At 62.5% G+C, this 21,915-nt stretch carries 19 protein-coding genes and 1 other RNA gene; 1 reads left to right on the top strand and 19 read right to left on the bottom strand.

The genetic code is table 11. The features are described 5' to 3' along the window. Window positions 1-242: 242 nt before the first annotated feature. Complete coding sequence (gene aqpZ, locus QMO80_RS20235; protein WP_283198082.1) at window positions 243-929, bottom strand: aquaporin Z; 687 nt, start codon at window positions 927-929, stop codon at window positions 243-245. 206 nt (window positions 930-1,135) lie between these two features. Between aqpZ and QMO80_RS20230 the strand changes: the two genes are divergently transcribed. Further along, window positions 1,136-2,083, top strand: a complete 948-nt coding sequence (locus QMO80_RS20230; RefSeq protein ID WP_283198081.1) for an SDR family oxidoreductase — start codon at window positions 1,136-1,138, stop codon at window positions 2,081-2,083. Here QMO80_RS20230 and murB read toward each other — a convergent pair. The 18 genes from murB to QMO80_RS20140 form a co-directional block, all read right to left on the bottom strand. After that, on the bottom strand, window positions 2,070-3,044 hold the full coding sequence (murB, locus tag QMO80_RS20225; protein WP_097628246.1) for a UDP-N-acetylmuramate dehydrogenase: 975 nt from the start codon (window positions 3,042-3,044) through the stop codon (window positions 2,070-2,072). The two genes, QMO80_RS20230 and murB, sit on opposite strands and share 14 nt — an antisense overlap. Beyond that, window positions 3,041-4,456 carry a UDP-N-acetylmuramate--L-alanine ligase gene (gene murC, locus QMO80_RS20220; protein WP_283198080.1) on the bottom strand — a complete coding sequence of 472 codons (1,416 nt, stop codon included), beginning with the start codon at window positions 4,454-4,456 and terminating at the stop codon, window positions 3,041-3,043. The genes murB and murC overlap by 4 nt, the downstream gene beginning before the upstream one ends. Continuing rightward, window positions 4,453-5,577, bottom strand: a complete 1,125-nt coding sequence (gene murG / locus QMO80_RS20215) for an undecaprenyldiphospho-muramoylpentapeptide beta-N-acetylglucosaminyltransferase (RefSeq protein ID WP_283198079.1) — start codon at window positions 5,575-5,577, stop codon at window positions 4,453-4,455. The genes murC and murG overlap by 4 nt, the downstream gene beginning before the upstream one ends. 6 nt (window positions 5,578-5,583) lie before the next feature. Continuing rightward, on the bottom strand, window positions 5,584-6,738 hold the full coding sequence (gene ftsW / locus QMO80_RS20210) for a putative lipid II flippase FtsW (protein ID WP_283198078.1): 1,155 nt from the start codon (window positions 6,736-6,738) through the stop codon (window positions 5,584-5,586). A gap of 1 nt (window position 6,739) precedes the next feature. Then, a complete protein-coding gene (murD, locus tag QMO80_RS20205) occupies window positions 6,740-8,152 on the bottom strand; it encodes a UDP-N-acetylmuramoyl-L-alanine--D-glutamate ligase (RefSeq protein WP_283198077.1) in 1,413 nt (470 codons plus the stop codon). A 7-nt stretch (window positions 8,153-8,159) separates the two neighbouring features. Further along, window positions 8,160-9,260 carry a phospho-N-acetylmuramoyl-pentapeptide-transferase gene (gene mraY / locus QMO80_RS20200; protein ID WP_003593357.1) on the bottom strand — a complete coding sequence of 367 codons (1,101 nt, stop codon included), beginning with the start codon at window positions 9,258-9,260 and terminating at the stop codon, window positions 8,160-8,162. A gap of 22 nt (window positions 9,261-9,282) precedes the next feature. Continuing rightward, window positions 9,283-10,722 (bottom strand): UDP-N-acetylmuramoylalanyl-D-glutamyl-2,6-diaminopimelate--D-alanyl-D-alanine ligase, encoded by a 1,440-nt coding sequence (locus QMO80_RS20195; protein ID WP_283198076.1) that lies wholly within the window; start codon window positions 10,720-10,722, stop codon window positions 9,283-9,285. After that, complete coding sequence (locus tag QMO80_RS20190; RefSeq protein ID WP_283198075.1) at window positions 10,719-12,239, bottom strand: UDP-N-acetylmuramoyl-L-alanyl-D-glutamate--2,6-diaminopimelate ligase; 1,521 nt, start codon at window positions 12,237-12,239, stop codon at window positions 10,719-10,721. Before QMO80_RS20190 ends, QMO80_RS20195 begins: the two co-directional genes overlap by 4 nt. Before the next feature lie 6 nt (window positions 12,240-12,245). Then, entirely contained in the window at window positions 12,246-14,006 is a 1,761-nt protein-coding gene (locus tag QMO80_RS20185; protein ID WP_283198074.1) for a penicillin-binding protein 2, read from the bottom strand. After that, complete coding sequence (locus tag QMO80_RS20180; RefSeq protein WP_283198073.1) at window positions 14,006-14,536, bottom strand: hypothetical protein; 531 nt, start codon at window positions 14,534-14,536, stop codon at window positions 14,006-14,008. The genes QMO80_RS20185 and QMO80_RS20180 overlap by 1 nt, the downstream gene beginning before the upstream one ends. 1 nt (window position 14,537) lies before the next feature. Further along, window positions 14,538-15,563, bottom strand: a complete 1,026-nt coding sequence (rsmH, locus tag QMO80_RS20175) for a 16S rRNA (cytosine(1402)-N(4))-methyltransferase RsmH (protein ID WP_283198072.1) — start codon at window positions 15,561-15,563, stop codon at window positions 14,538-14,540. Between the two features lie 17 nt (window positions 15,564-15,580). Beyond that, window positions 15,581-16,018 carry a division/cell wall cluster transcriptional repressor MraZ gene (gene mraZ / locus QMO80_RS20170; RefSeq protein WP_025395324.1) on the bottom strand — a complete coding sequence of 146 codons (438 nt, stop codon included), beginning with the start codon at window positions 16,016-16,018 and terminating at the stop codon, window positions 15,581-15,583. A 427-nt stretch (window positions 16,019-16,445) separates the two neighbouring features. Then, window positions 16,446-16,843, bottom strand: an RNA gene (rnpB, locus tag QMO80_RS20165) — RNase P RNA component class A. Between the two features lie 53 nt (window positions 16,844-16,896). After that, window positions 16,897-18,072 (bottom strand): FAD-binding oxidoreductase, encoded by a 1,176-nt coding sequence (locus QMO80_RS20160; protein ID WP_283198071.1) that lies wholly within the window; start codon window positions 18,070-18,072, stop codon window positions 16,897-16,899. An 11-nt stretch (window positions 18,073-18,083) separates the two neighbouring features. Next, window positions 18,084-19,271 carry an FAD-binding oxidoreductase gene (locus QMO80_RS20155; protein WP_283198070.1) on the bottom strand — a complete coding sequence of 396 codons (1,188 nt, stop codon included), beginning with the start codon at window positions 19,269-19,271 and terminating at the stop codon, window positions 18,084-18,086. A gap of 81 nt (window positions 19,272-19,352) precedes the next feature. Beyond that, on the bottom strand, window positions 19,353-19,973 hold the full coding sequence (locus QMO80_RS20150) for a lytic transglycosylase domain-containing protein (protein WP_283198069.1): 621 nt from the start codon (window positions 19,971-19,973) through the stop codon (window positions 19,353-19,355). Window positions 19,974-20,234: 261 nt separating this feature from the next. Continuing rightward, on the bottom strand, window positions 20,235-20,996 hold the full coding sequence (locus QMO80_RS20145) for an N-acetylmuramoyl-L-alanine amidase (RefSeq protein WP_283198068.1): 762 nt from the start codon (window positions 20,994-20,996) through the stop codon (window positions 20,235-20,237). Continuing rightward, window positions 20,993-21,700, bottom strand: a complete 708-nt coding sequence (locus QMO80_RS20140; RefSeq protein WP_283198067.1) for a DnaJ family molecular chaperone — start codon at window positions 21,698-21,700, stop codon at window positions 20,993-20,995. Before QMO80_RS20140 ends, QMO80_RS20145 begins: the two co-directional genes overlap by 4 nt. Between the last annotated feature and the right edge of the window lie 215 nt (window positions 21,701-21,915).

Raw genomic sequence — 21,915 nt, 5'->3', positions numbered from 1 at the left:
GTCTGCGCCGTTTCTGGCCTTTGTCCGACCTGCATGCATTAGAGCATCATTATGGTTAATGAAGTGTTTACTTTCGTTAACTTCTTCTTCCCAGGCGCGGCATTTGTCCGGGCGCGCACTTGATTTTTCGAAGCTTCACGTCATCGAAGTGTCGGAGCGAACATCGCTGCCAGTCTGTCAAAACGGAAAGGCCCGCATGGAAAAACCACGCGGGCTCAACAGAATAGCCTCTGACCTTGTGGTCAGTCGGCGTCGTCGAGAAACTTCCACACCAGGCCGCCGAGCACCCCGCCCGCAAGCGGTGCAATCCAGAACAGCCAGAGCTGCTGCAATGCCCAGCCGCCGACGAAAAGCGCCTGGCCGGTGGAACGCGCCGGATTGACCGAGGTATTTGTCACCGGGATAGACACGAGATGGATCAGTGTCAGTCCGAGGCCGATCGCAAGCGGCGCGAAGCCTGCAGGCACGCGGCTGCTGGTCGATCCCAGGATGATGATCAGGAAGAACATGGTCAGCAGCACTTCGATCAGCAGTGCCGAAAGCAGCGAATAACCGCCCGGCGAATGATCGCCATAGCCGTTGGCGGCAAAGCCGCCAAGTTCGAAACCCGCCTTGCCGCTGGCAATGAGATAAAGCAGTGCGGCCGCAGCAACGGCGCCAACAACCTGGACGACGATATAGGGAAGCAGGCGTGCCGCGGGAAACCGCCCGGCGACCGTCAGGCCGAGGGAGACGGCGGGGTTGAAATGACCGCCCGAAATACCGCCCACGGCATAGGCCATGGTGAGCACGGTCAGGCCGAATGCAAAGGCCACCCCGACAAAACCGATGCCCAATTCGGGATAGGCCGCGGCAAGGACGGCGCTGCCGCATCCACCAAAGACAAGCCAGAACGTGCCGAGAAACTCCGCAACAAGACTCTTTCGCATGCGCACCTCCTAAATCTCAACCACAGAGTTCATAGGGAATCTGCTACAATTCGAGTCCGGTCAAGCTGGTGAGAAATGCTGCGGCAAGCTTCGCGCAAGGATCGAGAAACTGTGCATCCGAGGAAAACAGCCAGCGCGGCTTTTTTATTGATGCGGTCGGCACTTCCGGCTAACCCGAGCACTCAAGGTCAAGCGGGGAACAGATCATGCGATGCCTCATCACCGGCGCGGCCGGCTTTGTCGGCGGGCCTCTCGTCGAAAGACTGCAAGGCGAGCGGCTGTGGGAGGTTCGAGCGACGACGCGATCCGCCGCCGCCGGCTTTCCGGCAGTGGTGCGGCATTTCCCCATCGAAATATCCAGCGAAACGGACTGGACGGCCGCGCTCGACGGTGTTGACGTCGTCGTCCATCTCGCCGCCCGGGTGCACATCATGAATGACCGCGCGGCCGATCCTCTGACGGAATTCCGCCGGATCAACACCGCCGCCACGCTCAATCTCGCCGAGCAGGCCGCACACGCCGGGGTAAAAAGGTTCGTTTTCATCAGCAGCATCAAAGTCAATGGTGAAGAAAACGACCGGCCCTTCCGCCACGACGATACGCCGATGCCGCTTGATCCCTATGGCGTTTCGAAGTTGGAAAGCGAAATCGGCCTGCATGAAATCTCAGCCCGAACACGCATGGAAGTCGTCGTCATTCGCCCGCCCCTCGTCTATGGGCCTGGCGCCAGGGGCAACTTCCCCCTGCTCGTCGGACTTGTCCGGAAGAAGATACCGCTCCCCTTCGCATCGCTGAAGAACCACCGGACACTGGTTGCGCTTCCAAATCTCGTCGACCTGATCGTCACGGCCATGACGCATCGGGATGCGACCGGCCAGACCTTTCTCGCCGGTGATGGAGAAGATCTCTCCACACCCGGGCTCATAGAAGGCATTGCGGCGGGCTTGGGCGTCAAACCGATGCTGCTTCCCTTCCCTCCCGCCTTGCTGCAGCTGGGTGCGAAATTGACGGGAAAAGACGCGGTCTACCAGCGTCTTTGCGGTTCCCTGCAGGTCGACATATCCCACGCCCGCAACGTGCTCGGCTGGTCGCCCATCGTCACGCCGCGCGAAGGTTTGAAGCTCGCCGTGCAGCAAAAAGCTATTCGCTGGTGACACCGTGGAACGGGCGCACTTCGCGGCCGGGCATGAAGACGCCGAGGCGCTTGATTTCCCATTCGAGCTTGATGCCCTCTTTCTCGAAGACCTCGCGGCGCACCTGTTCCCCGAGATATTCGAGATCGTAGCCGGTCGCCTGCCCCATGTTGATCATGAAGTTGCAGTGAAGCGACGACATCTGCGCTCCGCCGATGACGAGACCGCGGCAGCCTGCCTCGTCGATCAGTTTCCAGGCCGAATGGCCGGCAGGGTTCTTGAAGGTCGAGCCGCCGGTCTTTTCGCGCACCGGCTGCACCGTCTCGCGATGATTGCGCACGGCGTCCATCTCGGCGCGGATCTGGGCGCGCTCCTCCGGATAGCCCTCGAACAGCACGGAGGTGAAGATCAGCTCGCTGGATGCGGTCGAATGACGATAGGAATAACCCATCTCGGCATTGGAGAGCACGTGCCTGTTGCCCTTGCGGTCGACCGCGTTGACCTCGATCAGCCGCTCGCGCGTCTCGACGCCATTGGCCCCGGCATTCATGCGCGCTGCGCCGCCGATGCTGCCCGGAATACCGTAGAAGAAATGAAAGCCGCCGATGCCGTTATCCATCGCCATCGCCGCCACATGCTTATCGGGGCAGATGCTGCCGGCCAGAATGCGGTTTTCGCCGGCAAGCTCGACGAAGCCGAAGCCCTTGGCGGACAGGCGCAGCACGACGCCGGGAATACCGCCGTCGCGCACCAGGATGTTGGAGCCGACGCCGATCACCGTCAGCGGCACCTCTTCCGGCAAGATTTTCAGGAAGGCGACGAGATCGTCGATGTCATGCGGCTGGAACATCAGCTCGGCGAGGCCGCCTGCCCTGAACCAAGTGACGCGGTCCATGGGGGCATCCGGCGTGATGCGACCGCGGATATCCTTTACACCGTCTCCGAGAGACGCCAGAAGCTTTTCCCCATTCACCTGTTTCATACGGACTTTCCCGATAGGCCTTCCAGTTGCTTGGGCAGCGCGGCTGCCCAGGATGTGATGCTCCCAGCCCCCAACAGAACCACGAAATCGCCAGGCTTTGCAACCTCCGCAACCATCTGCGGCAGAAGCTCTGCCGAAGTGAGAAAGCGGGCGTCGCGATGGCCGCCGGATTTTATCCGCGAGACCAGCGACACGGAATCGATCCCCGCGATCGGATCTTCGCCTGCCGCATAGACCGGCGCCAGGAAAATGCTGTCGGCATCGTTGAAGCAGGCGGCGAATTCCTCGAACAGGCTTGCCAGGCGGCTGTAGCGGTGCGGCTGATGGACCGCGATGATGCGCCCCTTGCAGGCTTCGCGGGCAGCGCGCAGCACCGCCTTGATCTCGACCGGATGGTGGCCGTAATCGTCGAAGATCTGCACCCCGTTCCATTCGCCGGTCAGCGTGAAACGGCGCTTGACGCCGCCGAAGGAGGCAAGCCCCTTGGCGATATCGGCGCTCGATATGCCGAGCCGGTTGGCAACGGCGATCGCCGCCGTCGCGTTGGAAATATTATGCCGCCCGGGCATCGGCATGACCAGCCCCTTGAGCGCGATCACCTGGCCGGTGCGGCGGCGGCGGATTTCGACGTCGAAAATCGAGCGCGTGCCGTCGATGCGCACATTGGTGAAGCGCACGTCGGCCTGCGGGTTTTCGCCATAGGTGATGATCTTGCGGTCCTCGATGCGGCCGACCAGCGACTGCACCTCGGGATGGTCGAGGCACATGACGCCGAAGCCGTAGAACGGCACGTTCTCGACGAACTGCCGGAAGGCGGCGCGCACGGCATCGAAATTGCCGTAATGGTCGAGATGCTCAGGATCGATATTGGTGATGACGGCGACATCGGCCGGAAGCTTCAGGAAGGTGCCGTCGGATTCGTCGGCCTCGACCACCATCCACTCGCCCTCGCCCATGCGGGCATTGGTGCCGTAGGCGTTGATGATGCCGCCGTTAATGACGGTCGGGTCGAGCCCGCCGGCTTCGAGCAGGGTGGCGACCAGCGAAGTGGTCGTCGTCTTGCCATGCGTGCCGCCGATGGCGATCGCATTGCGGAAGCGCATCAGCTCGGCGAGCATTTCGGCGCGGCGCACCACCGGCAGCAGCTTCTCGCGCGCGGCGATCAATTCCGGATTGTTCTTTTTGATCGCCGTCGAGACGACGACGACCTCGGCATCACCCAGGTTCTCGGCCCGATGGCCGACGAACACCTCGATGCCCTTGTCGCGCAGGCGCTGGACATTGGCGCTGTCGGCCTGGTCGGATCCCTGCACCTTGTGGCCGAGATTGTGCAGCACCTCGGCAATGCCGCTCATGCCGATGCCGCCGATGCCGATGAAATGAACGAGACCGATCGCCTTCGGCAGTTTCATGCGCGTGTCCTCTTGAATTCCGCTATTGTCCGTCGGGCGGCAATAGCCTCAACCATGTCGGCAAGCAAGTTCGCCGCATCCGGTTTTCCGGCGAGCTTCGCCGCGGCTGCCATGTGCGACAGCTTTTCCGGGTCGTTCATCACGGCCGTCAGGATCGCCGCGATCTTCTCCGGCGAAAGCTCCGACTGGGCGATCACCTTGGCCCCGCCGGTCGCAGCCAGCGCTGCCGCATTCGCCGCCTGGTCGTGATCGAGAGCGTGCGGGTAAGGCACCAGCACCGCCGGCCGGCCGATGACCGAGATCTCCGAAACCGTCGAGGCGCCCGAGCGGCAGATGACGAGATGGGCTTTCGCCAGCCTCTCGGCCATGTCGGTGAAGAAGGGCGCGATATCGGCCCCCATTTCCAGCTTGGCGATGCAGCCGCCGACCATTTCCATGTCCTCGGGGCGCACCTGCTGGGTGATGCGCAGGCGCAGGCGCAGCGCATCGTCGAGCAGGCTAATCGCCGTCGGCAGCGCCTTGGAGAAATATTGCGCGCCCTGGCTGCCGCCGAAGACGACGAGATTGAAGGCTTCACCCGGATGCGACGGTGCATAAGGCACCTCGGCGGCGGCGATGATCGCCGGGCGGACCGGATTGCCCGTCGTCACCGTCTTATCAGGGAAGGCGCCGCCCCCCTCCGGCAGGAAACCGCCGGCGATCCCCTGCACCCGGGTCGCCAGGGCCTTGTTGGCGCGGCCCATCACGGCATTCTGCTCGTGGATCATCGCCGGCACGCCGAGCCTCGTGGCGGCAAGCAAGGGCGGCACCGTCGGATAACCGCCGAAACCGACGACGATCACGGGTTTCAGCCGCTGGATCAGCTTCTTTGCTGCCCGCATGCCGCTCCAGAGCGTCCACAGCGAACGGGCGACGGCGACCGGGTTCTTCGAGCCGATCGTCGCCGACGGCACGACATGGATCTCCTCGGCCGGAAACTTGCCGGCATAGCGCTCGGCCCGGCTGTCGGTGACGAGATGCACCGAGTAGCCGCGCTCCTTCAGCTTGAAGGCCAGCGCCTCCGCCGGGAACACATGGCCGCCGGTTCCCCCGGCGGCAAGCAGCACGATGCCTTTGCTCATGACCGTTTACTCCGCCGGCATGCCGTGCGGGACGCGGAAAAGGCTCCGGTCCTGCGCGCGCTTTTCCGGTCGATGGCGCGTCAGCGCCAGAATGAAGCCGGCGGTGACGCAGATCGCCACCATCGACGAACCGCCGTAGGAAATCAGCGGCAGCGTCATGCCCTTTGCCGGCAGCAACTCGAGGTTGACGCCGATATTGATGATCGACTGGATGCCCATCTGCAGCACCAGGCCGGCAACGGCGAAGCGGTTGAAGTCGTTGCGCTCGCGATAGGCATGCGAGAGACCGCGCAGCACCAGCACGGTAAACAGCGCCACCAGCGCCATGCAGAAGACGATGCCGAACTCCTCGGCCGCGACCGAGAAGATGAAATCGGTATGCGCATCCGGGATGATGCGCTTGACGATGCCCTCGCCCGGTCCTTGGCCGAACCAGCTGCCGCGGATGATCGCCTCGCGCGCCGTGTCGATCTGGAACGTGTCGCCCTCGCCGGTCATGAACTTGTCTATTCGCAAAGCCACGTGCGGGAAGACGTAATAGGCGCTGAGCAGGCCGCCGGCGCCACCGATGCCGAGCAGCACGATCCATATCCATGGCATGCCGGCCATGAAGAACATCCCGCCCCAGACGGCCGTGGTCAGGATGGTTTGGCCGAGGTCGGGCTGCGCGACGAGCAGGGCGGCGACGATGGCAAACAGGATGATGGCGAAGAGATTGCCGGGAATTTCAGGCTGGCGGGCATGTTCGGCAAACAGCCAGGCGCAGACGACGACGAAGGCGGGCTTCATGAATTCCGACGGCTGGATCGAAAGACCGGCGATCCAGATCCAGCGCCTGCCGCCCTTGACCTCCTGCCCGACGAATAGCACCAGCACCATCATGGCGAGCGAGACGATCAGCAGCAGGATCGCCGTTCGCCGCACTTGCCGTGGCGTCAGGAACGACAGTCCGAGCATGACGGAAATCGAAGGGATCATGAAGGCCGCGTGGCGCTTGACGAAGTGGAAAGGCTCGAGCCCGATGCGCTCGGCTACGGCCGGAGAGGCCGCAAAGGACAGCATGAAACCGATGCCCATCAGGAAGATGAACATCGCCAGGAAGAAGCGGTCGATGGTCCAGAACCAATCGGCCAGAGGCCCACGTTCCGCGCGGCTTACCATGTCATTTCTCTCCTGTTGCCGAACCGATCAGCATCGCGATCCCGTCAAGCGCTGCCACGTGTCCGACGAAGGCTTCACCCCTGACTTCGAAATTCTTATACTGATCGAAGCTTGCGCAAGCCGGGGATAACATCACGGCCGAAGCAGCCGCCTCGTCGCGCTCGGCATCGGCTGCCGCATGCACGACGGCGCGCTCCAGCGTGCCCGAGATCTCGTAAGGCACGGCCTCGCCGAGGGTGGCTGCGAATTCCGCTGCCGCCTCGCCGATCAGATAGGCCTTGGCGATGCGCGGAAAATAGGGAGCGAGCGTCGTGATGCCGCCTGATTTCGGCAGGCCGCCGGCGATCCAGTAGATGCGATCATAGCTCGAAAGCGCCGGCGCCGCGGCATCGGCATTGGTCGCCTTGGAATCATTGACGAAAACGACGCGGCCGCGCTGCCCCACCGGCTGCATGCGGTGCTTGAGGCCGGGGAACGAGGCAAGGCCGGCGCGAATGTCGTCGGCGGAAACACCGACGGCAAGGCAGGCGGCCACGGCTGCGGCGGCGTTCTGCGCATTATGGCTGCCGCGCAGCGTCTGGATGCCGTCGAGATCGGCGAAGGGCAGCATGGCGCCGCCGGCGGCCTGAATGAGCCTGGTGCCCTCGGCGTAGATGCCTGATGCCACCACGTTGCGGCGGGAGATGCGCACCACCTTGACATCAGCCCGCTCGACGCGGTCGGCAATCAGCGCCGAATGGCTGTCATCGGTGCCGACGATCGCGACATCGCTGCCGGCGACCAGCCGTTCCTTGACATCGGCATAATGCTGCATCGTGCCGTGACGGTCGAGATGATCGGGCGTCAGGTTGAGCAGGATGCCGGCGGATGGGTTCAGCGTCGGCGCCAGATCGATCTGGTAGGAGGAGCATTCGACGACGTAATAGCGCCCGGCCTTCGGCGGATCGAGCGTCAAGACCGCGGTGCCGATATTGCCGCCGAGCTGCGTATCGTAGCCTGCGGATTTCAGGATATGGGCGATCAGCGCCGTCGTCGTCGACTTGCCGTTGGTGCCTGTGATGGCGATGAACGGGCAATCCGGCGCATGGGCGCGGCGCTCGCGCACGAAGAGCTCGACATCGCCGACGATGTCGACGCCGGCGGCGCGCGCAAGATCGACGGTCCAGTGCGGCTTCGGATGAGTGAGCGGCACGCCTGGTGACAGCACGAACAGCGCCTGCTGGCTCCAGTCGATCGTGTGCAGGTCCTCCGTCCGGATGCCTTCGGCGGAAGCCTTGGCGACGCTGTCGGGATTGTCGTCCCAGGCGGTCACCTCGGCGCCGCCCGAAACCAGCGCCCGGGCGGTGGCAAGGCCGGAGCCGCCGAGCCCGAAAAGCGCGACCTTCCTGTCCTTGAGCGTCGTGACCGGGATCATCGCCGCCTCACCGCAGCTTCAGCGTCGAGAGGCCGAGCATGGCAAGGCCGACCGCGATGATCCAGAAGCGGATCACCACCTGGCTCTCGGTCCAGCCCTTCTTCTCGAAGTGATGATGGATCGGCGCCATCAGGAAGACGCGCCGGCCGGTCATTTTGAAGAAGCCGACCTGGATGATGACCGACAGCGTCTCCATGACGAAGAGGCCGCCGATGATCGCCATGACGATTTCGTGCTTGGTGGCGACGGCAACGGTGCCGATCGTGCCGCCGAGCGCGAGCGACCCGGTGTCGCCCATGAAGATGGCGGCCGGCGGCGCGTTGAACCAGAGAAAGCCGAGCCCGGCGCCAATGACGGCGCCGAGGACGACGGCAAGCTCGCCGGTGCCGGGCACGAAATTGATCTGCAGGTAGTTCGCAAACACCACGTTGCCGGCGAGATAGGCGATGACGCCGAAGGAGGCGGCGGCGATCATCACAGGCACGATGGCAAGCCCGTCGAGGCCGTCAGTCAGGTTGACGGCATTGCCGGCGCCGACGATGACGAAGCCGCCGAAGACGACGAACATGATGCCGATATTGATCATGAAGTCCTTGAAGAAGGGAAAGGCGATCGACGAACCGAAGGTCGAACCGGCAACGCCTGAGGCAAGGGCGGTGCGCATCATGAAATAGACGGCGATGCCGGCGATGACGAACTCGATGCCGAGGCGCGCCTTGCCGGAAAAACCCATATGGCTCTGCTTCGTCACCTTGAGATAGTCGTCATAGAAGCCGATCGCGCCGAAGCCGAGCGTCACCAGCAGCGTGGCGACGACGTAGACGTTGGAAAGATCGGCCCAGAGCAGCGACGCGCCGACGATGCCGGCAAGGATCATCAGCCCGCCCATGGTCGGCGTGCCGGCCTTCTTGAAATGCGTCTGCGGTCCGTCGGCGCGGATCGGCTGGCCCTTGCCCTGCCGGATGCGCAGCGAATTGATGATCGTCGGCCCGAACAGGAAGACGATCAGGGCCGAGGTGAAGAGAGCAGCGCCTGTGCGGAAGGTAATATATCTGAACAGGTTCAGAAATTTGAAATATTCCGACAGTTCGACAAGCCAGATCAGCATTCAGGGCCCCTTGTTTACCCGATCAAAGTTCGCGTTGCGTGTCGGAAAATGGCGGGAACTTGTCAAGCAGCGCGGCGACGATCTTGCCGAAACCGATGCCCAGAGACGATTTCACCATCAACACGTCGCCCGGTGCGACCGAGTTCAATACATAATCCGTCAATTCGCCGGTGTTCTCGCGATATTCGACATGGACGCTTTCCGGCAGCGATTCCTTGAGCGCAGCCATCTCTGTGCCTGCGAGCCAGACATGCTCGATGCCGGCTGCAAGCAGCGGCACGGCGAGATCGGTATGCACCTTCTCGGCATACTCGCCCATCTCAAGCATGTCGCCGAGCACGGCGATACGGCGTCCGCGCCCGGCCGGCTCGGACGCGGCCAGAAGTGCGATCGCCGCGCGCATCGACGCCGGATTGGCATTGTAGCTCTCGTCGATCAGCGTGAAACTGTCCCTGCCGCTGCCGATCGAAAGCCGGTGGCGTTTGCCCCTGCCCTTTTCCGGCTTCAGCGTTCCAAGCGCTTCGATCGCCTTTTCCATATCTGCGCCGACGATCCTGACGACGCCGAGCGCCGCGAGCGCATTCTCGGCGATATGGCGGCCGGGCGCGCCGATCGCGACCTCCAGCGTCTCGCCACCGATCGTCAGCCACAGCGTCGAATTCTCGTCCGCGCCGTTGAATTCCGCCAGCCGGAATTCCGCCTTGGCATGCTGGCCGAAGGAATGGATATGCTCGATACCGAGCGACTGCGCCGTGCGGTCGAGGAAATTAAACTGATCGTTGTCGCGGTTGAGCACCACATGGCCGCCCGGCTCGAGCCCCTCGAAGATCTCCGCCTTGGCGGCGGCGATCTCCTTAATGTTCTTGAAGTTGCCGAGATGCGCCGGGGCGATCGTCGTGATGACGGCGACATCGGGACGGATCATCGCCACCAGCGGCCGGATCTCGCCGGGATGGTTCATGCCGACCTCGAAGACGCCGTAATCCGTATCGTCAGGCATGCGCGCCAGCGTCAGCGGTACGCCCCAATGATTGTTGAAGGAGGCGACGGAGGCATGCACCTTGCCGGAAGGCGACAGCACATGCCGCAGCATTTCCTTGGTGGTCGTCTTTCCCACGGATCCCGTCACCGCGATGATCCGGGCCTTGGAGCGCTCGCGCGAGGCAAGGCCGAGCCGGCCGAGTGCCGCGAGCACATCCTCCACGACGATCATCGGCACCGTCAGGCGGCCCATGGCCGGAAGCCTCGCCTCACTGACGACGAGAAGCGAGGCGCCGTTCGCCACCGCCATCGATGCGTAGTCGTGGCCGTCGACACGGTCGCCCTTGATCGCGAAGAAGGCTTCGCCCGGGCTGATCGAGCGGCTGTCGATGGAAATGCCGGTGATGCCTTCGGGCAGAGTGCCGAAGGGGCGCCCCGCCACTGCTGCGATCATATCTTCGGTCGTCCAGAGCCAGCTCAAGATTGCAGTTCCTCCAAGGCCTTGCGCACCTCCGCATGATCGGAGAACGGCAGGGTCACGCTGCCGATCGTCTGCCCTTCCTCATGCCCCTTGCCGGCGACGATCAGCGTATCGCCGGATCGCAGCATGGCGACAGCCTCGCGGATCGCCTTGGCGCGATCGGCGATTTCCGAGGCGCTAGGTGCTGCCGCCATGATCTCCGCCCGGATCGAGGCCGGCTCCTCCGAGCGCGGATTGTCGTCGGTGACGATGACGACGTCGGCAAGCCGGCAGGCGATTTCGCCCATGATCGGCCGTTTGCCGCGATCGCGGTCGCCGCCGCAGCCGAAGACGACGACGACGCGGCCGGTGGTGAAGGGCCGGACCGAGCTCAGCACGTTTTCCAGCGCGTCAGGCTTATGGGCGTAGTCGACATAGGCGAGCGCGCCGTCTTTCGTATGGCCGACGAGTTCGAGACGGCCGGACGCACCGACGAGCTTCTCGAGCGCGGCCATCGCCACCTTCGGCTCGACGCCGGTCGACATGGCAAGACCTGCCGCGACCAGCGCATTGGCCACCTGGAAATCGCCGGCCAGCGGAATGTCCACCTCGAAAATCTCGCCGCCGATATGGATCTCGGCGGTCTGCTTGTGGCGGAAGTGCTCGACACGTTTCAAGGCGAGGTAATCGCCCTTGCGCCCGACGGTACGCACATCATGACCGGCATCGGCCGCGGCCTTGATCGCCGGCGCCGACCAGGGATCGTCGGCAAAGATGACAGCCGGCGCACCCTTCGGCAGCAGCACTTCGAAGAGCCGCATCTTGGCGGCCATATAGGCCTCGACGGTCGGATGATAATCCATGTGGTCGCGGCCGAGATTGGTGAAGCCGGCGGCGGCGAGCTTAACGCCGTCGAGCCGGCTTTGGTCGAGGCCATGGCTGGAAGCCTCCATCGCCGCATGCGTGACACCTTCGCCGGCAAGTTCGGCAAGCAGCTTGTGCAGCGACACCGGGTCGGGCGTCGTCAGCGAACCATATTCGTTGCGCGTCGGCGAGACGACACCTGTTGTGCCGATCATCGCCGCCGCATGCCCCGCATGCGCCCAGATCTGCCGGGTGAAAGAAGCCACCGAGGTCTTGCCCGCGGTGCCGGTGACGGCGACCATGGTCTCGGGCTGTCTGCCGAAGAACCGTGAAGCGGCGATCGAAAGGAAACGGCGCGGCTCCTTGACCGCAAGCACCGGAATGGCAGCATCGACGGGCTGGGAGGCGATCGCGACGGCAGCCCCCCGGCCGGCCGCATCGGCGATGAAGCCCGCGCCATCCGCCTTGGTGCCGGCGACTGCGACGAAGGCATTGCCCGGCGTCACGTGGCGGCTGTCCGATGACAGGCCTGAAATATCAAGCAGGCCTGCCGGGCCTTCGAGCTGTGCTTCAATTTCCGGAAACTGATCTCCGGCCAGGTCTCGCAATTTCATCGAATGCACTTTTCTCTCTTGAAGCCGGTCCACCCCTCGCGAATCGGCGTCGATATTCATTCACACTCAATAAGACACCAGCAAGGCCGATCCGCCCTCCCCGAATTTCGGCTCGATGCCGAGAATGGGAGCCGCGCGGCTGATGATCTCGCGGGCGATGGGGCCTGCGGTACCGGCAGAGATCGTTCCGCCATATTGCTTCTCGCCGGTTTTCGGCTCGTCGCAGAAGGTGATCACGGCATATCTTGGATCGTTGATCGGGAATGCGGCAATGAAGGAATTGAAGTTCAGAGTCGCCGAATAACGGCCGTTCACCACCTTGTCGGCCGTACCGGTCTTGCTGCCGACGGCAAAGCCCGGCACGCGGGCGACGCGGCCCGATCCCTTGTAGCCGTTGAAATCGAGCAGATAGCGGATTTCGTCGCTGGTCGTCTTTTTGATGACCTGCGTGGCGATCTCATCGGCCTGTTCGCGGCTGCGCGGCAGGAATGTCGGCTCGATCAGCTTACCGCCGTTGACCAGAGCGGCCGCCGCCACCCCTGTCTGCAGCGCCGTCGTCGAGACGCCGTGGCCGAAGGAAATCGTGATCGAATTGATCTTCTTCCAGACGCGCGGCTGGCTCGGCATCTTCACCTCGGGCAGTTCGGTCTGCATCTTCGTCAAGAGGCCGAACTTGGTCAGATAGTCCTTCTGCGCGTCGATGCCGACGATATCGATGACCCGCGCCGTGCCGATATTCGACGAATACTGGAAAATCTCAGGCACGGTCAGCCAGCGGCGCTGCCCGTGGAAATCGTGGATGGTGAAGCCGCCGATATAGATCGATTTGCTGGCATCGAATGTGTCGGTCATCTTCACCTTGCCGGTGTCGAGCGCCATCGCCAGCGAAAAGGTCTTGAAGGTCGATCCCATTTCGAAAGTGCCGTTGGTCATCCGGTTGAGCCAACCCTCCTTGGCCCCTTCCTGCGGATCGTTCGGATCGAAATCCGGTGCCGATGCCATGGCCAGCACCTCCCCGGTATGCACGTCGATGACGGCGGCCCCCGCCCCCTTGGACTGGAAGTTGTTGACGGCGTTGACGACTGCGTCCCGGACGATGTTCTGCACGCGCAGGTCGATCGAAAGCCGTACCGGCTCGAGAGGCTGGTCGCTGGTCATGCCGACCGAGGCAAGATCGGCAAGCCCCTGGTCGTCGATATATTTCTCCATGCCGGCGACGCCGCGGTTGTCGATGTTGACGTAACCGAGGATATGCGCGGCGGTCGAGCCGCCCGGATAGAAGCGGCGCTTCTCCGGCCGGAAGCCGATGCCTGGAATGCCGAGCGCCAGGATCTGGCTCTGCTGCTTCGGCGTCAGTTGCCGGCGCAACCAAGCGAAATGCGAGGTTTTGACCGAGAGCTTCTTATAGGTATCCCGAACGTCGAGCTCGGGAAGAACAGTCGCAAGCTTCTCGACCGCCTCGTCGGCATCGACGATCTTGTTGGGTTCGGCAAACAGCGAGACGGTGCGGATATCGGTTGCCAGCACCTCGCCGTTGCGGTCGAGAATGTCGGGGCGCGAGGCCATCAGCCGATCGGGCGGCAGGATGCTGGAGACGACCTCCTGATCCTTCATCGCATATTCGACGAGACGGCCGCCGATAATGACATAGACACTCATGAAGCCGAGGATCAGCAGGCCGACACGGCTCTTTGCCTGCCCCGATTTTTTCTTGCGGGATCCCTCGATCGCCAGGCCGGCGGGGGACGGGCCGCCGAACCGGTTATAAACGCCGGCGGAGAAATGCGCCTGGCTCTTCAACACCATGATGCGGGAAAGAAACGACATTATTCCACCGACCCCGTTTCGATCTCATCTGCTTCATCCTCCTCCGCAGCGCGCGGCGCGGGTTTTGGAACAGGCTGAGCCTTGGCCGTGACGGTCCCGCCTTTGGCGCCGGCCAGGGCTGCACCTTTGGCGCCGGCCTCGGTTGCACCCTTGGCGCTGGCCTCGGTCGCACCCTTGGCGCTGGCCTCGGTCGCGCCCTTGGCGCTGGCCTTGGCCTCGGTCACGTCAGGCACGGGAACCTCGGATTTCAGCATCGGCAATTCCTTGGCATGCACCAGCGCCGTCGACTGCGTCGGCTGCAGCTGCAGTTCGTCATCATAGGCCTTGACCAGCCGTTCCAGACGGTTCGGCTGCGATTGCAGCGCCCAGTCGGCCTTGAGAAGGTCGATCGTGTCCTCTTCGAGCTTGATCTCGGCTTCGAGGCGATGAACCTCCTCGAGCTTCAATTCGGCGCGATGCTTGATCGTGTAGGTGACGGCGGCGGTGGCCGTCATAACGCCGATGAGCACGAGATCGAACGTTTTCAGCATATCAACCTCCAAGCTTTCCGAGACTGGCGACATTGGGAAACCCGAAGAGCGACATATCCGCGGCTTCAGCGGCGGCCTCCGTCCTCAGGCCGGCGCGCAGCTTGGCGGAGCGGGCGCGCGGATTTATCTCCGCCTCCGCCGCGCTTGCCGAAACCATCGGCTTGCCGATCGCCGCAAAAGTTGCCGCCCGCTCATGCGCGACCGGCAGATGCCGAGACCCCGACGCCTTGCCGGCGCGGTCGGAGAAGAATTTCTTGACGATGCGGTCTTCGAGCGAATGAAAGGTGACGACGACCAGCCTGCCGCCCGGCTTCAGCGCCGCTTCCGCGGCAAACAGCGCCTGGGCGAGTTCGCCGAGCTCGTCGTTGACGAAGATGCGCAAGGCCTGGAAGACGCGTGTCGCCGGATGGATCTTGTCCTTCATCTTGCGCGGGGTAACCAGCTCGATGAGACCGGCGAGATCGCGTGTCGTCTCGAACGGCTTTTCCTCGCGGCGTTTCTCGATCGCATGGGCAATGCGCGGCGCCTGGCTTTCCTCGCCGAGAAAATGGAAGATGCGGATGAGATCGGCGACCTTGGCGCGATTGACGACATCGGCGGCCGAAACGCCTGCGGCCGACATGCGCATGTCGAGCGGGCCGCTCTTCTGGAAGGAGAAACCGCGTTCGGCCTCATCGATCTGCATGGAGGAAACGCCGATATCGAGGACGACCCCGTCAAGCCCGCCTTGCGGTGCATAATCGGCAAGATGCGAAAATTGCGAATGAACGAGCCGGAGCCGGCCGCCATGGGCAGAAACCATTTCCTGGCCCGCCGCAATCGCCGTCGGATCGCGGTCGAGCGCGATCACCTCGGCGCCGGCCGCAAGAATGGCCGAGGTATAGCCGCCTGCTCCGAACGTACCGTCGAGGATGAGCTTGCCGGGCGCGGGCGCCAGCGCCGAAAGCACCTCATCAAGAAGAACAGGAATGTGACGAACCGGTCCGCCACCGGCATCAGTTGAACCTCCGCCAGGATTCGCCACCATTCCGTTCCCTCGTTCTTTCAGGAACGCTTGCCCGCCAGCTTGCGCTCCCCTCGTGCCTGCGCCTGCGCAGCCACAAAAGCCTGCGGCTGCCAGAGCTGAAAATGATCCGCCCGACCGACGAAAGTCACTTCGTCCGAGATGCCTGTAAAGCCGCGAATGAAATCCGTGACCATCAGCCGCCCCTCGGCGTCGAGCTTCATGAAGACCCCGCCCCCGTGAATGAGAAGCGACATCTCGTTCGCATCCGGCGAAAACGGATCCTCCGCAGCAATCTGCCGCTCGAATCTTTCGAGAAGATCCGGACCGCCGATGCTGATCGCCGGAAACACAAAGTCCTGGAAGCAATAGAGCTCCTGAACATTGCGCTGCGCCAGCACGGAACGAAACGCCGAAGGCACGGAAACCCTGCCCTTGGCATCGATCCTGTTGGTCGCGTTCGAAAGGAAGCGGCTCATCACACGAAACATCCGTTCCCGCAGGGATCCGGACCAAAAGACGCCCGAAACTCCCGATATCAGGCACAGCGTCGCAAGCCGGATGAGCGAAAACCCCTCCGACGCTTCCGGAGAGGAAGACGCCTTTGCTTTGCGATGAATGGGCAGGTGATTGCCCTGGTGCAGTGCGCATTTGGGATAGCATGGGACCATATGGGCGTCAATGGGATGCGCCCATTTTGCAATAGACGCATGATCAAAAATTTATAAGCCGTTAAGTTTAACAAAGGGTTAGGATCGCCCCTCTCGCGATGGCGCACAACGCTGCTTTTGGAAAAAGAATTTTCACCGGGCAGATTGCATGAGCATCCGCTTGAAAACATTCGATTTCAGCGGCTTACCGGGAAGCGATTCCTGAAATCGGGGCTTGTTCGCGCCACAAAAGTTAATCGCCAGTTGGCCTGTAAGCCGGGTTCTGTATGGCTCCGGCGTGAACCGGAACGTGGCAGCCATTCCTCTGGGACAGCGCTCGCACGCTGCCTCGCGCAACCCACCCGGATGACTGGCCTGGAAACCGGCCGGAAGGCCTTTCGGCCCGCCGCGTCATCCCTATTCGGTCTTGCTCCCGGTGGGGTTTACCGTGCCATATCCGTTGCCGGAAATGCGGTGGGCTCTTACCCCACCCTTTCACCCTTACCTGTCATGACAGGCGGTTTGCTTTCTGTGGCACTTTCCCTGAGGTCGCCCTCGCCGGACGTTATCCGGCACCGTGTTTCCGTGGAGCCCGGACTTTCCTCACCCTACCGCCTTTCGGCATTGGTAAAGCGCGGCTGCCCAGCCAACTGGCAGGGGTCCCATAAACGAGAGAGACGGCAATTGCCACCTAAATCAAAATATATTTAGCGAAATTGCGGTGTGAAATCCGTGGAGTAGCCCTGTTCGCTGATTCTGCCTGATAAAAGCAGCTCCGCCCCAAGCCGGCCGATTTCATCCGAGCTCTTGGCAGAGGTGCCGGCACAGCCCGTCAGCACCGCAATTTCCGGCGATGAGGTATAGCCGATCATCGGATGGCCGCTTTCCGTCTGCGACACGACGCAGGCGGCCGTCGAAATCGACAGCGGCGCCATGTCGGGCACGAGCCCTTCGACGATGCGTTTGAGATAGACGCGCACGGTCTGGCGCCCCTCGGTTTTGAACCAGGCGCGCATCGCTGCCTCGTCGCCGAGCGCCAGATCGTCGGGGTCGCCGCCGATCTTCAGGTAGAATTTGCCGTCGGGATAACGGATCGGCGGCAGCAGGTAAATATGGGTGCCGGGCACATCGAGAATGAGCGACGGCATGGTCGCAAGGCGCGCCGCGTCGATCTCGCTCACCTCGAAAAGCGTGACCGTCCGGCCATAAACCGTCATGGCAACCGGACGCGGCAACAGATTCTCCGCAATGGAAAATCCGCCCGCTGCCAGCAGCACCTTCTCACCGCGATAGCTCCGGCCGCCGGCAGTCTCGACGACAGCCGATCCGCCCACGCTGCGGATCGAGACGGCATGGTCGCGAATGACGGCGGCACCCGCCTTTTCCGCCAGCAGCGACTGCGCCTTGACCAGTCTGCGCGGGCTGATATGGCCCGCCCCCTTCGCCTCGAAGACGCCGGCAGCGTCATCGGGAAAGGCGAAGTACGGAAAGGCGGCTTTCAGCCCAGTCTCATCGAGAAGGCGGGTCTCGACGCCGAGCGAGACCGCCGCCTGCCGGGTCCTCTGGAGATAATCGCTTCCATCAGGCGCGACGACAACGCAGCCGACCTCGCGATAGAAGTCGATGCCGCTGTCGCGGGCAATCTCGCGGTAGCGACCGATCGCGCGGTTGGCGAGCAGCGCCCAGTTGCGGTCGGGATCGATGGTGCGGGTGATCCGCCCCTCGTCGTAATGGCTGGCGAAGACGCCCTGATGCGCCTTGCGATCATCAGGCTCGTCCGGGCCGATCACCGCCACGCCATCCGCCTGCCGCGCCAGATGCCGCGCCGCCGCAGCCCCCATCAGCCCGCGACCGACGACGATATATTTGAAATCGACTGCCATGACGCCCCCTTTCAGGCAAAGACCGGCGTCAGTTCGCCGCCGAAATCCTTGTCGCCGAGCGCCCCTTCGGCCAGAAGCACGGCGCCCAATCGCCCGAGTTCGTCGGAAGATTTGGCCGCGACAAAATTGCCGCCGGTGAGCACCGCGATGCGCGGCGACTGAGTAAATCCGGCATAGGGATAACCGGTCGGCGTGAAATTCGCCACGCAAGGTCCCGAAGTGACCGGGCAGCCGGCAAGCGCTGGCATCAACTCCAGGGCGATGCGCGCGAGATGCTCGCGCTCGGCCACGCTGCCATCGGAACGGAACCACGCGCCGACATCCTCCAGCGCTCTGAAAGACTGCATCTCGGTGTCGCCGCCGAGTTTCAGATAGGTCTTGCCGCCGGGGTAACGCACCGGCGGCAGGATATAGATGTGATCCTCCTCCCGGTCGCCGAGCACGATCGTCGACGGCATATCGCCGAAGATTGCCATCTCGCGCTCGCCGATCTCGTAGAAGGCGACCGTGCGCGCCATCACCCTGGTATCGACGGGACGCGGCAGCAGGGCATTGAAATTGCTGAAACCGCCGGCAGCGACCAACACGCGCTCGGCACTGTAGCTTCTGCCGCCGGCCGTCACTTCGACATGGGAACCGGCGTCGCGCACGGATATGGCGACTGCTTCGATCAGCGAGACGCCGCCCTGTTCGGCAAGCCTCGCCTGCGCCCGCACCAGCGCCCGCGGATTGATGTGCCCGGCGCGCTTGCGCTCGAAATATCCGGTGAAATCTGGATCGACGGCAAGATAGGGAAAACGTTGGCCAAGGTCCGACGGCGCGATGGTCTCGATATCGCTGCCGAGCGTCCGGCTGGCGGTTAGCGCCCGGTTGATATAGTCGTGCTCATCCCTTGGCGTCGGACCGGCAAACAGGCAGCCGACCTCCGAATAAAAGGAAATGCCGCTCCTTGCCTCGATCTCGCGGTAGCGGTCGAGCGCGCGGGCGGCGAAGGTTCCCCAGGCCAGATTGCCGTCGAAGGTGCGGGTGATACGCGCTTCGTCGTAATGGCTGGCGAAGACGCCATCATGAGCTTTGCGCTCAGCCGGCTCGCATGGGCCGATCAGCGCGATGCCGTCGGCCATCGCGGAGAGATGCCGGGCGGCCGCGGCACCCATCATGCCGCGTCCGATGATGATGAACCTGAAATCGACTGCCATATCCCACCTCGCTGAATTCCAGCGATACCATGGCAGTCACCTTGAATCATCCAGCTCTTATCAGGGATAAGCGCTTCAGGCTCAAAGCATTGCCAGAACCTTGCCGCAATAGGACTTGGACACCGGGTTCATGCGCGTGGCGCCATGGCCGGCATTGTATTTGAGGATGGTGTTGCAGGTCTCGCCACCACCGAGATCATGGGCGGCAGCCAGATATTTCATGCCGTACTTGATGTTGGTTTCCGGATCGAACAGGCCCTTGGCGCTGCCGGAATAGCCCATCATGCGGGCAGTTGCAGGCTTTATCTGCATCAGGCCGATTTCACCGTGGCTGCCGCGCGCATTCGGATTGAAATTGCTTTCGATGCGGATGACCGCGGTCGCAAGCGCAACCGGTACATTATATTGGTTCGCATATTTGCTGATCAGTGCGGAATACGAATTGCCGGAAACATTGGCGACGGAATAACCGCTCTGGCGCTCGACCGTCTTCAGCGGGCGTTCCGCCGTTTTGAGCGGACGCTTCGCCGGCTTGACCGAACGCTCCGCTTTCTTCAAGGGACGCTCTGTCTTCTTCGACGGGCGCTCGGCTTTCTTCACCGGCGCATCAGCTCGCACACCCCAGTCATTCGCAAAGGCAAAGCTATTTCCGGCCAGCAGCATGCCAACGCATGCTGCAGCAACAACAATCAGTTTTCTCATGTAGTCTTGAACACTCCGACCCAAAGAATTTCCGGACTGCGCGCCTCGCTGTCACAATGAATATCAGATCAAGTACCGATCTGGATTCGCGGTAATTCTTATCGTTTCACATAGCGCCCGTGGTTTAACTCGAAAACAGGCCCGAGAACCGCTTGGCGACGTTCTTAAACCATCGTAATGAGGAGATAATAGGGAAATGATGTGGCAGGTCGAATTTCGCGCTGCAGTGCGAAATTCGGCGTTTCAGCAATTGTCGAGGAATCAGGAATAACGCGGTAAAGCCGACAGTAGCCGGTGCAACGTGTCGATCGTCGAGAAATCGGCGATGCCATCTATTCGTTCGGGCCGAAAATGCCTCTGGAAAGCTTCGACGTCACCAGCCATTTTTTCCGAGAATTTTCCTGTGATTTCAGTTCCATAACCATAAAGCGACAGCATCGACTGCAGCGCTTCCACAGGTTGGCCGGTATCGCCGCGCTGAAAGAAGCGCCCGCCGGTGATCGTTGCCGGCTCGACCCAGTGGCCGATGCCCGCTTGGTGGAGCGCGGCCCAAGGAAATTTTTCGCCCGGATCGACCTTGCGAATCGGCGCAACATCGGAATGCCCAAGCACCCGTTCAGGCACGATCGACCAACGTTTGACACAGTCGCGACACAATTCGATCACCGCGGCGATCTGCTCTTTTGGGTAATCGGGAAGCCCGCCGGGATGGCCGGCATTGGCGATCTCGATGCCGATCGACAGCGAATTGATATCAGTCTCGCCGTGCCAGCTGCTCTTTCCCGCGTGCCAGGCCCGCCGCGCCTCCGGCACCAGTTGCACCACCTCGCCCGTCTCATGCACGAAATAATGGCTGGAGACCTGGCTCTCGGCGCGACAGAGCCAGTCGAGCGCGCCTTTTGCCGTCGGCATGCCGGTATAGTGCAGCAAGATCATATCAGGACGGCGCCCGCCCGCCCGCTCGCCGTGGTTCGGCGAAGGCTGCACGCGGGCGCTTCTGCAATCGGCCTCGAACGAGGTCATGCGGCGCGGCGTTCCTTCTCGATCGCCGCATAGGCCGCGTTCAGCGCCGCCATGCGTTCGTTGGCGATCACATGGAATTCCTTCGGCACGCCGCGCGAGATCAGCCGGTCGGGATGATGTTCGCTGACGAGGCCGTGGTAACGGCGGCGAATGGTCAGGAAATCATCCGAAGGCGAGACGCCGAGCACCTTGTAGGGATCGCCGCCTGTGGAGACATGGCGGGCGGCGATCTGCTCGAAGCGGGTCTCGCTCATCTGGAAGATCTCGGCGATATGGCCGAGGAAATTCAGTTCCTTCTCGTGGATCAGCCCATCGGCCTTGGCGATGTGGAAGAGGCCGTCGAGCACGTCTTCCAGCACCGGGCAATTGGCCGCGCAGGTGACGCAGAGCGTCGAGAGCCGCTCGGCATAGGCCTCATAGCCGGCAACATCCTGGCGTGCGAGATTGTAAAGCCTGGCGACGTTCTTTGCCTGATCCTCTGGGAATTCGAAGATTTCGCGGAAGGCTTCGACCTCCTTCTCGCTGACGATGCCGTCGGCCTTGGCCATCTTGGCCGACAGCGCGATGATCGCCACGGAGAAAGCCACCTTGCGCCGGGTCTCGGGATCGCCTTCGAAAACCGTTCGGATAGCCTCGACCACCGCAGACAGCGCATTGCCCGCGGTATTGCCGATGGCATTCAACAGTTTTTCCCAGAAGGACATCGAAAATCTCGCACACTTGTCAACTTATACCAAACAGCTTGACCAAAGAATCGTAGCCTTTGCAAGGCGACTATTGGTCGTAGGGCCGAACACAGTTTTCACGATTTGGTAATTGTCGCACCGCAGCAAAGCGTCCTCCTGCGCCCGGCACCTCCGCTTCGGAGCGCGCGCGCCGGCAATTTCCACAAGAGTTCGCGACAGTCAGAACGGGCTTG

The sequence above is a fragment of the Rhizobium sp. BT03 genome (genome assembly GCF_030053155.1).
Taxonomy (GTDB): Bacteria; Pseudomonadota; Alphaproteobacteria; order Rhizobiales; family Rhizobiaceae; genus Rhizobium.
Note: the sequence above shows the minus strand (reverse complement) of the source record. Positions and strands in the feature narration are given on the sequence as shown.